At 69.3% G+C, this 14,672-nt stretch carries 9 protein-coding genes; 4 read left to right on the plus strand and 5 right to left on the minus strand.

What is annotated here, in order from left to right; all coding sequences use genetic code 11:
• Window position 1 precedes the first annotated feature (1 nt).
• Together ACFQZQ_RS01140 and ACFQZQ_RS01145 are read left to right on the plus strand one after the other, a co-directional pair.
• Entirely contained in the window at window positions 2–811 is an 810-nt protein-coding gene (locus ACFQZQ_RS01140; protein ID WP_386810853.1) for a hypothetical protein, read from the plus strand.
• Window positions 808–2,580, plus strand: a complete 1,773-nt coding sequence (locus tag ACFQZQ_RS01145; protein WP_386810854.1) for a glucosamine inositolphosphorylceramide transferase family protein — start codon at window positions 808–810, stop codon at window positions 2,578–2,580. Before ACFQZQ_RS01140 ends, ACFQZQ_RS01145 begins: the two co-directional genes overlap by 4 nt.
• Window positions 2,581–2,744: 164 nt before the next feature.
• On the opposite strand, the gene ACFQZQ_RS01150 is transcribed toward ACFQZQ_RS01145, so the two are convergent.
• Entirely contained in the window at window positions 2,745–5,357 is a 2,613-nt protein-coding gene (locus ACFQZQ_RS01150; protein ID WP_386810855.1) for a choice-of-anchor Q domain-containing protein, read from the minus strand.
• Window positions 5,358–5,961: 604 nt separating this feature from the next.
• Between ACFQZQ_RS01150 and ACFQZQ_RS01155 the strand changes: the two genes are divergently transcribed.
• On the plus strand, window positions 5,962–7,485 hold the full coding sequence (locus ACFQZQ_RS01155) for a lipopolysaccharide biosynthesis protein (RefSeq protein WP_386810856.1): 1,524 nt from the start codon (window positions 5,962–5,964) through the stop codon (window positions 7,483–7,485).
• Window positions 7,486–7,521: 36 nt separating this feature from the next.
• A complete protein-coding gene (locus ACFQZQ_RS01160) occupies window positions 7,522–8,298 on the plus strand; it encodes a YdcF family protein (protein WP_386810857.1) in 777 nt (258 codons plus the stop codon).
• 72 nt (window positions 8,299–8,370) lie between these two features.
• Here ACFQZQ_RS01160 and ACFQZQ_RS01165 read toward each other — a convergent pair whose 3' ends face one another.
• Genes ACFQZQ_RS01165 through asnB form a run of 4 tightly spaced genes read right to left on the minus strand, consistent with a single transcriptional unit; the run spans window position 8,371 to window position 14,658 of the window.
• Entirely contained in the window at window positions 8,371–9,780 is a 1,410-nt protein-coding gene (locus ACFQZQ_RS01165; RefSeq protein WP_386810858.1) for a hypothetical protein, read from the minus strand.
• Complete coding sequence (locus ACFQZQ_RS01170) at window positions 9,777–11,456, minus strand: choice-of-anchor Q domain-containing protein (RefSeq protein ID WP_386810859.1); 1,680 nt, start codon at window positions 11,454–11,456, stop codon at window positions 9,777–9,779. The genes ACFQZQ_RS01165 and ACFQZQ_RS01170 overlap by 4 nt, the downstream gene beginning before the upstream one ends.
• A complete protein-coding gene (locus ACFQZQ_RS01175; RefSeq protein WP_386810860.1) occupies window positions 11,453–12,778 on the minus strand; it encodes an O-antigen ligase family protein in 1,326 nt (441 codons plus the stop codon). Before ACFQZQ_RS01175 ends, ACFQZQ_RS01170 begins: the two co-directional genes overlap by 4 nt.
• A gap of 2 nt (window positions 12,779–12,780) precedes the next feature.
• On the minus strand, window positions 12,781–14,658 hold the full coding sequence (gene asnB / locus ACFQZQ_RS01180; protein ID WP_386810861.1) for an asparagine synthase (glutamine-hydrolyzing): 1,878 nt from the start codon (window positions 14,656–14,658) through the stop codon (window positions 12,781–12,783).
• Window positions 14,659–14,672: the final 14 nt, after the last annotated feature.

Here is a 14,672-nt window from a genome sequence, read left to right on the forward strand (position 1 = left end):
CATGGACCGCATCGTGCAGTTCGGGCCCGAGGGTCGGCTGGTGGGCGTGCTCAGCGGCGCATCACTGCCCGCCGATGCGCCCACGCTGGTGCTGCCCAGCGCCGGCCTGCTGCCGCGTTCCGGTCCGTTCCGGATGAACGTCGAACTGGCGCAGCGCCTGCTGTCGTGCGGGTTCCGCACGTTCCGCTTCGAGGTGCCCGGGGTCGGTGAGACCCCGCGCCTGCCAGGGTGCGGATCGCGCGAGGCGACGTTGGCCGCGCTCGATCACCTGGCGTCCGAGTACGGCTGCCGCCGGTTCGCGGTCGGCGGGGTGTGCAGCGCCGCCGACGTGGGCTGGAGTGCGGCGCTGGCGGACGAGCGGGTGACCGCGATGGTCTTGCTCGACGGGCTGTCCTACACCGGGCCGTGGTACCAGCTGGCACGCATGGCCGGAGTCCTGCGCCGCCCGCGTGACTGGTTAGGAGTGCTGTGGCGATGGGTAGGACGTGCCGGCAGGGCATCCCCCAAGGCGGACATCGCGGACTACCGCGAATGGCCGGAGCGGGGCGAGGCGCAGCGTCAGTTCGCGACGCTGGTGGCACGCGATGTCCACTCCTTGTGGATCTACACCGGGGGCTACACCGACCGTTTCCTGCATCCGCGCCAGTTCGCCTGGAGTTTCGGCAAGGCGGCCGGCGACAAGAGGGTGGCCATGCACTACTGGCCTGATTGCGACCACACCTTCTATGCGCGCGCGCACCGCGACCGGCTGCTCGCGACCATGCAGGACTGGCTGATATCGTCTTTCCCGCCGACCGCGGTGCAGGCATGAACCGCGCGCCGCCGCTGCCCGCCGACCCGCCACCGGCAGTCCCGTCGAGGCCGGCGCGGACGCCGCTGTACGTGATGCCGACCGAGCCGGCGCCGCGGTTCAAGGTGGTGCTGGTCGCGCCGCGGCGGTTGCCGGGCTGGCTACTGCGCTTTCTCGAACTGGCAACGGAACACCCGTGGCTGGAGCTGGTGGTGCTGCCGATCGCGGGGGAGTCCGAGGTGCCGACTCATCCGACGCCGCTGGACGTGCGCGCGCTGCTGGCCTACGAGGGCCGCCGCAAGCTCGGAACGGGATTGGCCTTGGTCGAAGCCACGCCGCAGGACGGGATCGCATTCGAGCTGGCGATCCCCCATGACCTGGACACCGCCGAGATGCGCGCGACCGTCGGCGCATTGCGGCCCGACCTGGTGCTGCTGGTTGGAGCGGCGCACTGGGCCGAAGCACTGGGCGATCGTGCCGAGTGGGGCTGCTGGGAATTCGGCCGCAACCTCACCGATGCCGTGGAGGCCGCACAGGCCTTGCTGTCCCCGGTCATGCGCGGCGAAGTAGCCACCGCCGTGGAGCTGCAGCTTCACCACCTCGACCGTCCGCCGACGCCGCTCGCCGCCGGCTGGAGCTCGACCTGCCGTGCCTCGGCCAGCGCCCAGCGCGAGAGGGCCTTCCTGCGGATGCCGGGGTTGCTGATGCGCTCGCTGCGGAAGTTGGCTAACGGCGAGTTGCCGGTGCCGTCACAGCGCACCGCCCGCCTGCAGCTGGCGCCCGCGCCGACACGGTGGGGCGCTGGCGTCCTGACTTTCGCCAGGACCCTGGCGTTTCGCCTGGCCACGCGTCGGCGCGCCAGGTCCAACGACGAGGCCTGGCACATCCTCCTGCGCCAAGGTGCCGCCCCGATCGACCCGGATGCGCCCGACATCCGGCAGTCCACCTTCCTGTCGGCCCCGGGCAACCGGTTCTGGGCCGATCCGTGCCTGACCGTCCACGCCGGACGCCGACTTCTGTTCGTCGAGCAATGGGCTGAAGGCGACACCAAGGGCGTTATCGCCTGCGTGGAGCTGGCTGAAACTCAAGCGCGTCCTTTGGGGGTGGTGCTGGAGCACCCGTTCCACCTGTCCTACCCGCAGGTGTTCCGCTGGGAGGACCAGTGGTACCTGACCGTGGAATCGGGGCAGGACAAATGCGTGCGCCTGTACCGGGCCGAGGCTTTTCCGCTGCGCTGGCAGCACGTCACCAACCTGGTCAGCGGCTGGGGCTTCGTCGATCCGACCCTGCACTACCACGACCACCGCTGGTACCTGTTCGCGAATGTCGGCGAGAGCGGCGGCAGCAGTTGCGACGAGTTGTTCCTGTTCGTGGCCGAGAGGCTGGAAGGGCCCTACCGCCCGCATCCGGCCAACCCGGTGGTGAACGACGTCCGTCGCGCGCGCCCCGCAGGGCGTCTGTTCCAGCGCGATGGGCGCCTGGTGAGGCCGGCCCAGGACTGCGCGCCGCGCTACGGAGCCGCGGTCGTGTTCAACGAGGTGCTGGAGCTGAGTCCTACCCACTACCGCGAGCGTCCGCTGGGGCGGCTGGATACGCGCTGGACGTCCGGTCTGGACGGTTGCCATACCTACAACGAAGCGGCCGGGGTCGAAGTACTGGATGCGCGCGGCACGCCGCCGCGGAATTGCGACCGGCTACCGGCCGTGGAAACCACGGGGGTGGACGAAGCCACGGGCAGCGACGCTGTCGGTGCTTACCGGAAGGTGCTGCCGGTGCTTGCGAAGACCTGAGCCGCGGCACCCCGCTCCACCCCATCCGCGGCGCGCATCGGCCACGCTGAAAACAAAAAAGTCGGGCGAGTTTCCTCGCCCGACTCGGTGATGTACCTGCTGCGACTCGCGGATCGCCGGACCCGCGCCTTGGCGGTGGTCCGGCGCCGCTGGTCGTTAGCGGCTTACGGCTGGGTCACGCCAAAGGTGCTGCGGGCGGTGACGGTCTTGCTGTTGCTGGTGACGGTGGCGTCCAGCGTGTAGTTGCCGATCGAGCTGGGACCGGTGCCCGACACGAACGACTGGCGGGCGTAACCGTCGCTGCCGGTGGTGGCGTCGAGGGTGATCTTGATGCCGTTGGGCTTGGTCGCGACGAACCGCACCGAGGCACCGCTGACCGGCTGGCCGTTAAACAGCACGCGGGCGTTCATCGCCACCGTCTGACCACCGACGTAGCTGGCCTTGTCGGTGCCGACCGTTTCGGTCAGGCCGGTTGGCGCGGGCGGCGGGGTGGTGCCGGCCTTGCTGACGCTGAAGGTGCTGTTGGCGGTGACGGTCTTGCCAGCGCTGGTCGCCAGGGCAGCCAGCGCGTAGTTACCGATCGAGCTGGGGCCGGTGCCGGTGACGTAGGACTTGCGGGCAAAGCCATCGGCGCCGGTGGTGACGGTCATGTTGACCTTGGTGCCCGAGGGCTTGGTCACGGTGAACTTGACCGTGGCACCGCTGACCGGCTGGCCGTTGTTGAGCACGCGGGCGCTCATATAAACGGTCTGGCCCGCGATGTAGGCGGTCTTGTCGGTGCCGATCGTCTCGGTCAGGCCGGTGGGCGGAACGGGCTCCGAGTTCACGTCCTTGACCGTGTAGGTCGCCGACGCGTTGCCGGTGTGGGCACCGCCGATCGCGCTGCTCACGCCAGTGCCGATGCCGTAACCGCCGGCGGCGCTGCCGCTGGCCGACGTCACGCTGAGCGTGGCATTGGCGCTGGCACCCGGGGCCAAGCTGAGGCTGGTGGCGCTGAGCGTGCCGGTCCAGCCGGCCGGAACGGTGCGGGCCAGGCTGAAGCTGGTGGCCGCGCAGTTGCTGCTGTCCTTGTTGGTCAGGCTCATGGTGTAGCTGACCGTGGTGCCGGCGGCCACCGCGGCGGTCGGGCCGCTGAGGCTGACGGTCGGCGCGGCGCGGGTGCAGGTCGGGGCCGGCGGCGGGGTCGTGCCACCGGTCTGGACTTCATAGGCGCCGATGTCGGCGGCGCCGCCGACCGGACGGGCCTGCAGCAGGAAATCGGTGGTCACGCCGCTGAGCAGCGGGGCCTTGTCGATCACCGGGCTGCCGGCCTGCGGGGTGCCATCGAAGTTCGCCAGGGTGATGTTCTTCAGCTTCGGGTCCTGGCCGCAGATGCTGCCGGCTGGGCACTGGTTGTTCTTGACGTTCCACACCAGGTTGCCCGAGAAGCTCACCGTGCTCGCATCGTTGTAGGCGTAATGCGCGGCGGTCTTGTCGTCCGGCCAGCCCGACTGCGCGGCCAGGAAGTCGGTCTGGCCGATCAGCGCGTTGTTCTGGATGTAGACCTTGCCCGAGGCCACGCCTTCGCGGGTCAGGATCAGGTTGTCGCCCTCACCGGTGATGGTGTTGTGGCGGATGTTGATGACGGTGTTGGCCGACGGGGTCAGCGAGATGGTGTTGCCCGAGGCGCGGCACACTTCGCCGTTCTTGAGGATGCCATTCCAGTAGCCGCACGAGCTGACCAGCACCGAGTTCTCGATGGTGGTGTTGCCCAGGCTCTTGATCTGGTTGCCGGCGTTGGCGATCGAGTACACGCGGCGGAAAATCACCGAGGTGCTCGGCGCGCCGTCCATGTACAGGAAGTCCAGGCCGTCGGAGGCGTTGTGGTGGATGAACGCGTCCTCGACCAGCCACTGGCCGCCGGTGGTGTTCAGGCCGATGCCGTCGCCGTAGCCGCCGGAGACCTGGCCCCAGCAGTTGACCGCCGCGCCCGTGCTCGGGTTCTCGCCGCAGCCGTTCCAGGCCACTTCAATGTCGCGCAGGATCATCTGGCCGGAGTTGGAGCCGTTGTCGCCGACGTTGCTGTCCCAACCGGCCCAGCCGTTGGCGTTGATCTTGGTGCGTTCGATGGTCCAGTTGCTGAGCTTGCCGGCGTTCAGGCCGGTGTGGGCCATGCCGTGGATGTTGACGTCATGAATCCAGACGTTGCTGGAACCATAGGCGTAGATGCCGTAGCCGGCCCAGGTGCCGCCGGTGCCGCAGGCGGCGCTGGCGACGTTGTGGCGCGTGACGCAGGCGTTCTTGTCGGTGATCTCGAGATGGCCGACTTCGACGTTGGAGCTGGTGTTGAGGTTGAGGACGATCGAGTTGCCCTCGCTGCCCCACAGCTTCGGCGGCGCCGAGGCGTTGCCCAGGATGCGGGTCTTGGCGGTGGAGCTCGGGCCGCTCGGGATCTGGCCGAGCCAGCAGCCGGTGCGGTCGCCGCTGGTGCAGGTCGAGCCGGGCGCGCCGTAGCCGATCATGTACTCGCCGGCGCCGATCATCAGGGTGTCGCCACCGGCGATGCGCGCGGTGCCGGTGCTCGGCAGGGCGTAGGACGGGTGCTTCCAGGCGCAATTCTGGGCGGTGCCGCTGCCCGGGTACGCGGTGTCCGCGCGGCCGTTGCACTGGTTGGCATCACCGCCGTCGGTGCGCACGAAGAAGGTGGCGGCCTGGGCCGAACCGATGGCGCCCAGGCCAAGGGTGGCAGTCAGCAGGACCGAGGTAAGGGGGTTGATGCGAAAGGTGCGAGTGAACAAATCAGACTCCAACTGCCGCTCGGCGGCAAGACCAGAAAAGGGGGGAAGAACCGTGGGGGGCCCTCCTTGTGCCGGAGCGAACTTTAGGCAGCGGGGTCCTGGGGTTCTGTGGGTCGGGTCACGCATTCCCCGGCGCCCCGGCGACCTGCGTCACACTTCACCGGCCCTTCACGTGACAGTTCAGCCCGCAGTTGGACTTCACGCGTCGACAACTGCCGTGCAAGGGCCTAGGGCGTTTGCGTAAGTGCCGTGCAAGTGCCGCTGGACCGCGCGAGGAGCGGGTTGCGCGGCTAGCGAGCGGTGCGGCCGCTGGCCTCTGGCGATCCCATGTCGCGTTGGTATTGAGTGGATTTCCGGAACCATCCACAGGCGAACACGGCCCTGGGAGCGGTAGCCACGGGGGCGTTGCTCATTTGCGCAATGGATGGATCGACAATGAAAACGGCGGGCAACCCATGACTTCCTGGTGCCGCCGAGCCGACTGCTTCCGTCCCGCTGGCGCGCACTGGGGCCTGAGCGGGTCCCGTGCGCGGACCGGTGCCCACCTGCCGCGCCGGCGGTATTCGCGCGGATCGCGGCGCCGGCTGGCGATGGCGCCGCTGCGATGAACACCTCCACCGATACCACCTTGGCGGAAGAGCCCCCGGCCGCCGCCACGCCTCCCCGCAGCTCGGGCATCAGCAAGCATTACCTGCGTTACTCCGGTGCCACCGTGGTGATGATGGCCACCGGGCTGGTCTCGTTCCCGATCCTTACCCGGCTGCTGGACAACACCGAATACGGGATCCTCGGCTACTACGAGACCTGGGTGCTGATGATCTTCGCGGTCATCAAGCTGGGGGGGCAGCACGCGGTCCTGCGCTTCTATCCGTTCGGCGGCGACGCCGCGCGGCTTACCCACTTCGCGACCAACCTGGTATTCCTGCCTCTTACGGTGTCGGCGGTGCTGTGGACGGTGGGGATCGCGGTGTTCGCGGGGGTGAGCTGGTGGCGGGGGATAGCGCACTCGCCGGTGCTGTGGTGCGCGCTGCTGGCGATCCCGCTGATGGTGTTCATCAGCCAGGTGCAGATGACCTTGCGCGCCAGCGAGCGTTCCGGCCTGCTGACCACGACCAAGGTCACCGCGCGCTGGGTGGAGTTGGCGCTGGTGCTCACCGCGGTGGTGCTGATCCAGCGCAGCGCCCTGGCGGTCTATGCCGGCCGGGTCATCACCATGCTGCTGCTGGTGGGCTTTTACCTGCACTGGGTGCGACGCCACCTACAGTTCTCGCGGCAATCGCTGGACCCGGGCGCCTACCGCGAATCGCTGATCTACGGATTGCCGCTGGTGGCCAACGAGATCGTCGGGGCGGCGCTGGCCTCGATCGATCGCCTGATGCTCAAGCACATGCTGGACGACTACGCCGCGGTCGGCATCTACACTATCGGCTATGCGCTGGCGATGCAACTGGGCGTGCTGGTGAACGGGCCGTTCTGGGACGCCTTCACCCCGGCGTTGAACCGGGCCTACACCGAGCACGGCGAGGCGCGCGTGCGCGAGATGAAGGCGCGCGTGCTGTTGCCGGCGACGTACGCCTGCGTCGGCGTCGCGGTGGGCATCTGGATTGCCGGCAGCGACGTTTTGCAGATGCTCAGCGGCTCGGCGAAGGCGGCCTCGGGCGAAGTATTCGCCTGGGTTGGCACGATGTACGCGGTGATGCTGCTGCTCGACCTCAGCGGCTACGGCCTGCTGCTGCGCAAGCGCACCGGCATGGTGCTGCTGCTCACCGTGCTGGCGCTGTCGATCAACGTGGCGTTGAACCTGGTGTGGATACCGCGGTTCGGCTACATGGGCGCGGTGTACTCCACGGTGCTCGCCTATCTGGTGTTCGGCATCAGTCGCTGCCTGGTCTGCCCGCCGGGCATGCTGCAATTGCCCGATCGCCGGACGCTGCTGGTCTCGCTGGGCGCCGCGGCGTTGTTCCTGCTGATGGTCGATGTCTGCGGCATGGCCGAGATTCAATCGCACCTGACCCGCGCGGCGCTGGCTGGCGTGCTCTGGCTGGCGTGTTACCTGTTGCCGGTGCTGGCGCTGGACGCGCGGCTGCGCGGTCTCATCCTCGAGCGCTGGCCACGGGCGCGTGGCTGACGGCGCGCCCAGGCCCGTACGCCGGGAGGCGCGCGAATGCTGTCGCCGCTGAGTTGGTTGCTGGTGGCATTGCTCGCGGTCTGTCTCGGATCGTGGCTGCACGAACGCGGTCGCTGGCTGAGGCCCGCGGGTGCCGTCATCGCCTGCGTCGCCGTCGTGGCGATGACGCCGTGGGTGGCCAACGCACTGGTCGGATGGCTGGAAGCTCCGGGCTCGATGCCGCGTTCGTGCCAGTCCTCGCCGCCGCAGGTCGCCGTGGTGCTGGCCGGCGGCGTCGACGCCGAACCCAGCGGTCCGACGGACTTTTCGGCGCTGTCGATCACCAGCCGCCGGCGGATCGAGCGCGCGGTCGCGTGGTGGCGCGACCAACCCGGGCGCTCGCTGGTCGTATCCGGCGGGCCGCAGTTGGCCGCGGGCGTTCCGGCCTCGGCGCTCATGCTCGTGTACGCAAGGCGCCTGGGCGTGCGCGACGACGCGTTGCGCGCCGAGCAGGTCTCCACCTCGACCTGGGAGAACGCGCGTGGCCTGGCAGCGCTGTCGCCGCCGATTCCCCGCCGGGTGGTGCTGGTGACGTCGGCGATGCACATGCCGCGCGCGCGCTACGCGATGACGCGCGCCGGCTTCGAGGCCTGCCCCTTGCCGGCCGATTCGCGGCTGGTCCCGTTCGGGTTGCCGGGCTACCTGATCCCCGGCAGCAGCGCGCTGGTCAAGACCGAAGCGGCCCTGCACGAACTGGTCGGCCTGGTCTATTACCGTTGGCTGGACAGGCGTTGGCGCCGCGAAGAAACCGCGCGCGCTGCAGCTGGACCGTGATCGGTGGGGGCAGGTTGCAGCCGCGGTCCCGGCCGCGGGTGTGCGCTCGGGCCTGCCGGTCCTGACGCCCCGTTACAGCAGCGACGTGCCGGTCATGTACCCGGGCGGCGTCACCCCGAACGCCGCCAGCATCGTGGGCGCCACGTCGCGCAGCGGCACCTTGTCCGGGTGTTCGCGGTGCGGCCGCGCCGGGTCGCGGATCCACAGAATCCCGTCGGGGTGGTGCATCCCGCTCTTGAGTCCCTCGACCTGATAGAACAACTCGAAGAACGGCCGTGGCTCGCCGCCTGGCCGCGCCAGCGGCACGTCGCGATCCAGCTGGCGGAATACCGAGCAGCCGGCAAACACCGACGCACCGTCGTGCTTGACCTCCATCGCCGGCTGCCCTTCGAGCCGCAGGCCACGCAGCGCGGTGGCCGCTGCGAGCGCCGCTGGCTCGGAGTCGAAATGCACGTGGAACTGCTCCGACATCACCGGTTCCACCCGGTACGGCCGCGGCACGCCCGCGTACTCGAGCACGCGCTCGAACTCGCGCGGCCGGTAGAACGTCTTGCCGCCGCTGTCCTCGTAGCGCAGACACGGTTGCTGGCTGAGCGCAGACATCATCACCACGGTGACGTCGGGACCGGCCATCTCGAGCGTCTGGCCGACGATCTGGTCCATCATCTGGTAGCCGTAGCGGATCGCGTGCTGGTACTCGCGTTGCTCGTCGTCGCCGGGCTTGAGCTTGAACGGCGCCGGGTCCATGTTGCGCCAGTGCATGTGCTGCAGGTGCGCGGTGCTGTTGACGAAGAACGTGGAGAAGTCCGGGCGCTCCTTCTGGTAGTACCAGCGGAACACGTCGAACTGCAGCCGGTCGAGGATCGTCGCGCGCCGCCACTTGCCCTTGCGCGTGAGCCGTTCGCCGCCGAGCTGGCGGGCGATCGCCGAGGCGGTCTTCAGCGACAGGCCGTGCGCGGCCATGAACGACACGAACCGCAGGTAGTCGCTGTGCGACAGCGGCACGCGGGTGTTGGTGTACTCCTGCACGTTGCGCTGCACGAACGGGAAGTACGCGTCGAACAGATCGCCCGGGAACGGGTCGGTGCCCGCGGCCCAGGGATCGGGTAGCACCGCGCCGTTGATCGGGCGGTCGTAGCGCAGGTTCATGCTGCCGCACACCCATACCTTGAGGCCGTGGTCGGAGAGCAAGTCCCAGACCTGCTTGGTCTTGAGCTTGTGGCCGTCGCCCAGGTGGTAGACGCCGTGATCCCGGTACGACTGCCCCGAGTGGGCGGTGACCCACTGGATCCACGGCTCCAGGTTCGGCGCGGCTTCCTCGGCGTCGGTCACGTAGGCCTGGGCGTCGCCGTGCAGCCGGCTGAAGTTCGGCAGCACGCCCTGCGCCATGAACTCGCGCATCAGCGTCGGGCTGAGTTCATTGAACTCCAGGACGATCACGCGCGGCCGGGTCGACACGGCGGGGGCGGCGACAGCGTTCATGGTGAATCCCCTGTGGTGCTGGCCCGGTGGCCACTGGCCTGGACTTCGATTGCGCCGATGTCGGGGGCCGTGCCGATCGGGCGCGGGTGACGGAAGAAGTCGTGATCCGGTTGCGGTTGCGGCTGGCCGGCATCGATCAAGGGGCTGCCGGTTCTGGGCGTGGCTTCGAAATCCGGGTAGCTGGTGCGGGTCAACAGCGGATCGCGCGCGCACAGGTTTCCGGGCGGGCAGAAATCGTCCTTGACGTGCCAGAACAGGTTGCCCTCGAACGTCACCGGCGTCTGGCTGTTGACCGCGTAGTGGGCGCAGGTTCGCTGCTTGAACAGCGAGTCCTGCCCCCATTCGTCGCCACCGACGAAGGCGTTGTTCTGCACCAGCACGCGCGCGGAGGCGGCGCCGCCGGTGGTGATCATCAGGCAGTCGCCCTGGCCGGCGATGGTGTTGTGGCGCAGGACCGCCAGCGCGCCGGGTGTCGGCCGGATCGACAGCGTGTTGCCCTTGGCCCGGCAGTGGTCGCCGTCGCCGAGGTTGGAGGTGGGGAAGTCGGCGAAGTAGCCGCAGTCGCCCAGCGCGATGGTGTTCTCGATCGTCAGCGGCCCCGACACTTTGATCTGGTTGCCGGCGTTGCCCTGCGCGCGTACGCGCCGGATGGTGACGTGGCCGCTGCCATCCAGGTACAGCAGGTCGAGGCCGTCGGAGGCGTTGTGGTGGACGCTCATGTCCTCGAACACCCAGTCGCCGCCACTGGTTTCGGTGCCCAGGCCGTCGCCGTAGCCGCCTTGCTGCTGTGCCCAGCAGCCGAACGCGCGCTGGTCCGGGTAGCGCTCGGCGCAACCGTTCCAGGCGATCTCGCCACCGCTGAAGCGCACGGTGCCGCTGTTGCTGGAGCCTTGCCCGCCGCCTTCGTTGAGGTTGCCATCCCAGCCGGCCCAGCCGTTGGCGCGCAGCCGCACCCGCAGCAAGGTCCAGTCGCGCAAGCGGCCGGCGCGTACGCCGTTGGCGCCGAGCCCGTGAATGTGCAGGTCGCGCAGCAGCACGTTGCGCGAGTCGGCGGCGTGGATGCCGTTCTCGCCCCAGCTGGCCGTCGGCGAGCTGGCATCCGCGCACGGCGCGTTTGCGCCGCGGGGCGTGCCCTCGCGGTTGTGGTCGATGACGCAGCTGCTGTGGTCGGTGAGTTCCAGGCACGCGATCTCGACGTTGTCGCTGCCGTCCAGCTGCAGCACCGCGCGCGCGCCGCGGGTCGCCCACAGCTCGGGCCCCGCCGGGCATTGCAGGTTGTAGCTGTGGCCGAGGATCCGCGTTGGCCGCGATGGCGAGGGGCCGCTGGGCACCGGCGCCAGCACGCACAGCGACGGGGCGTCGGGATCGCAGGCCTGGGTGCCGGGTGCGCCCAGACCCATCATGTAGCTGCCTGGCCCGATCAGCAGCGTGTCGCCCCCGGCGATGCGCGGCGTGGCGTTCGGCGGTAGGGCGATGAACGGATGCTGCCATGCGCACTTGCGGCTGCTGTCGCCGCGCGCATAGGCCGCGTTGGCGCTGCCATCGCATTGCGCGGCGCTGCCGCCGTCGCTACGCACGTAGTGGGTGGCGGCCTCCGCGCGCGGGAGGGCCAAGGCCATCCAGAGCAACAGCCCCGGCGGCCACGGACCAACCAGCAGCGGCCGCAGCGTGGTCATTTTTCCTGTGGGCGGTAAAGCCCCGGCGCGATCTGTCCGGCCATGGGAAAGCGTTGGTATATGGCGTCGGTGACGGGCGCCGGTGCGACAACCGGCGAGGTCCGGGCATGGCGCTTGAGCGTGGCGTAGTGCTCGACCAGGCCGCACAGGATCCAGAAATTCGCCATCACCAGCCCTTCGTTGAACGACGACCCGTACAGGTTGCCCATCGCCATCGCGACCACCGCCAAGCCGAAACCCAGCGCCAGCGCCTGGCTTTCGCGGTCGTCCGGGTCCGACGATCGTCGCACCGTGATCGCCAGCTTCAGTAGGCGCCATAGCAGCCACAGCATCGCGATCAGTCCCAGCGGGCCGCACTCGGCCAGCATCAACACGTACATGTTGTGCGCGTCGTAGCCTTCGTAGTCGGAGTAGCTGCCGATGTAGCTGGGAAAACGGCCGAACCCGACCCCGGCGGGGTTGTCGCGCCACATGCGCATGGCGCCGTCCCAGATGTCGAAACGGCTGGCGGTGCTGACGTCCAGTTCCGCCTCGCCGATCTCGTTGAGTTGCTGGGTTTCGACCACGCGTTGGGTCACGCCCTCGGGCAGCAGGCTGATGGCCGGTACCATCGCCACCGCCAGCAGGCCGGCGAGCAGCAGGTGCCGGCGCAGCAGCAGCAGCGCCGTGGTCACCACCGCGATCAGGTAGGACTGGCGCGAGAACGTCACCATGATCGCCACCACCAGCACCACGATCCCGGCGATCGCGATCAGCCGCCAGATGCGGCGTCCGCGCACGAACAATGCGAACGCGACCAGCAGCGGCAGGAACATCGCGAAGAACACGCCCGCGCGGTTGGACACGCGCGCGCCACCGAACGGCCCGGCGATGCGCTTGCTGTCGTCGAAGCTGCTGAACGAGTCGCGCGCGATGCCTTCGCCCACCGACTCCAGCCCGGCGACGATCGCCACCACCAGCATCAGCGCGAGCAGCTGCCGAGTGCCGGCCAGGTCCTGGCGGCAGTGCCGGTACACGAAGTACAGCAGCGGATAGAAGATGAAGTTCTTGAGGTCGGTGAGGTCGGTGACCAGCGTGCCCGGCCGCGTCGCCAGCGCGATCAGCAGCCCGATCACCAGCGATGCGAACAGCAGCAGCAGCGGCGCGCGCAGGATCCCGGGCGCGGGCGGTGGCATGTCCGGACGACGCGCGGGCATCGACAGCAGCAGCACGATCAGCAGCAGGTTGGCCACGTTCAGGCCCGCCAGTCCGGTGTCGAACGGCACGTGCAGCGAATTGGGCATCAGCACGATCGGGATGGCCAGCAGCGCGCGACGGAACATGCTCAGTCCTCCACGACGGCCGAATCGAGGAAGCGCTGCGCCCACAGTTCCAGGCAGATCACCTGCCACAACACCTGGCGGCGGTCGACCCGGCCGCTGGCGTGTTCGTCCAGCAGCGCGTTGGCCACCGCCGGGTCGCACAGGCCGCGCTCGCGGAACGCGCGGCTGGCGAAGGTGTCGCGCGCGACCTCGCGCAGCGGCCCGCGCAGCCATTCGCCCAGCGGGATCCCGAAGCCCTGCTTGGGCTTGGCCACCGCGCGTGGCGGCAGCCAGCGCTCGGCGACCTGGCGCAGCAGGACCTTGCCGGTGCCGGCGCGGATGCGGAACGACTCCGGCAGGCTCAACGCGAAGCTCGCCAGCTCCGGGTGCAGGAACGGCGAGCGGCCTTCCAGCGAGTTGGCCATCGCCATCCGGTCGAGCTTCACCAGGATGTCGTCGGGCAGGTAGCTCTGCAGGTCGATCGCGACCGCGCGGTCCAGCGGCGAGCGGCCCGCGCCCAGGTCGGCGCCGGCCTCGTCGAGCACCGGCAGGTGGTAGTGGCGGCTGCCGCCGGCGTCGGCGTGCAGCGCGCGCGCGGTGCCGGCGCGCTGCAGGGCGACGGAGCTGAGATAGCGTTCCTCGCCGGGCAGCTGCAGGCGCTCGCCGATGCGGTCGAGGCGGTCGCCGATCGGGTCGGGCAGCAGCGCGCCGGCGACGCGCAGCACCGCCGCGGCCGGGCGGGTCAATGGCCCGAGGCGGTCGAGCGCCAGCAGGCGCAGGTAGCGGTCGTAACCGCCGAACAGTTCGTCGCCACCGTCGCCGGTCAGCACCATCTTCACGTGCTGGCGCGCGAGCTGCGACACCAGGAACGTCGGGATCGCCGAGGCATCGGCGAACGGTTCGTCGAAATGCCAGACCAGCTGCTGCAGCAGCGCCGCCGCGTCGGGTTCGACCACCAGTTCGTGGTGCTCGGTGCCCAGGTGACGCGCCACCAGGCGCGCGTCGTCGAGCTCGCTGTAGGCCGCTTCCTTGAAGCCGATAGTGAAGGTCTTGACCGGCGCATCGAGGTGGCGCGCCATCAGTGCCACCACCGTGCTCGAGTCCAGCCCGCCGCTGAGGAACGCGCCGAACGGCACGTCCGAGGTCAGCCGGCTGGCGACGGCGCGGTCGAGCAGTTCGGCCAGTTCTTCGCCGGCTTCGGCTTCCGACATTCGGGTCTTGGTCGCCAGGCTCGGGCGCCAGTAGCGCTGCAGTTCGACCTGGCCGTCGCGGTAGCGCAGCCAGTGCCCGGGCGGCAGCTTGGACACGCCGGCGAAGATGCTCGACGGCGAAGGCACGTAGCCGTAGCTCAAATACGCGCGCAACGCGTCGGGGGCGACGTCGCGCGGACAGTCGCTCGACTGCAGCAGCGACTTGAGTTCCGAGCCGAACAGGATCCGGTGCCGATTGCGGGTGTAGTACAGCGGCTTCTCGCCGAAGCGGTCGCGGGCCAGCAGCAGCTCATTGCTGCGCCGGTCCCAGATCGCGATCGCGAACATCCCGTCCAGGCGCGCGATCGCGTCGGTGCCGTGGCGCAGGTAGGCCTGCAGGATGACCTCGGCCTCGCTTTGGGTGCGGAAGTCGTGGCCGTCGCGTTCAAGTTCGCGGCGCAGCTCGCGGAAGTTATAGATCTCGCCGTTGAAGACCAGGCAGACCTGCTGCTCGGCCGCGTAGGCGGGTTGGTGGCCGCCGGCGATGTCGATGATCGACAGCCGGCGCATGCCGAGCACGGCGCGCTCATCGACGTGGTGGCCGTCATCGTCCGGTCCGCGGTGACGGATGACCGCGGTCATGCGGCGGCCGAGCTCGGCCGAGGGCGGCGCGTGCCCGGGGGCGACGACGATGCCTGCTATGCCGCACATGGTGTGGTCCTCGC

The sequence above is a fragment of the Lysobacter koreensis genome, assembly GCF_042677045.1.
GTDB classification, from domain to species: Bacteria; Pseudomonadota; Gammaproteobacteria; order Xanthomonadales; family Xanthomonadaceae; genus Lysobacter_K; species Lysobacter_K koreensis.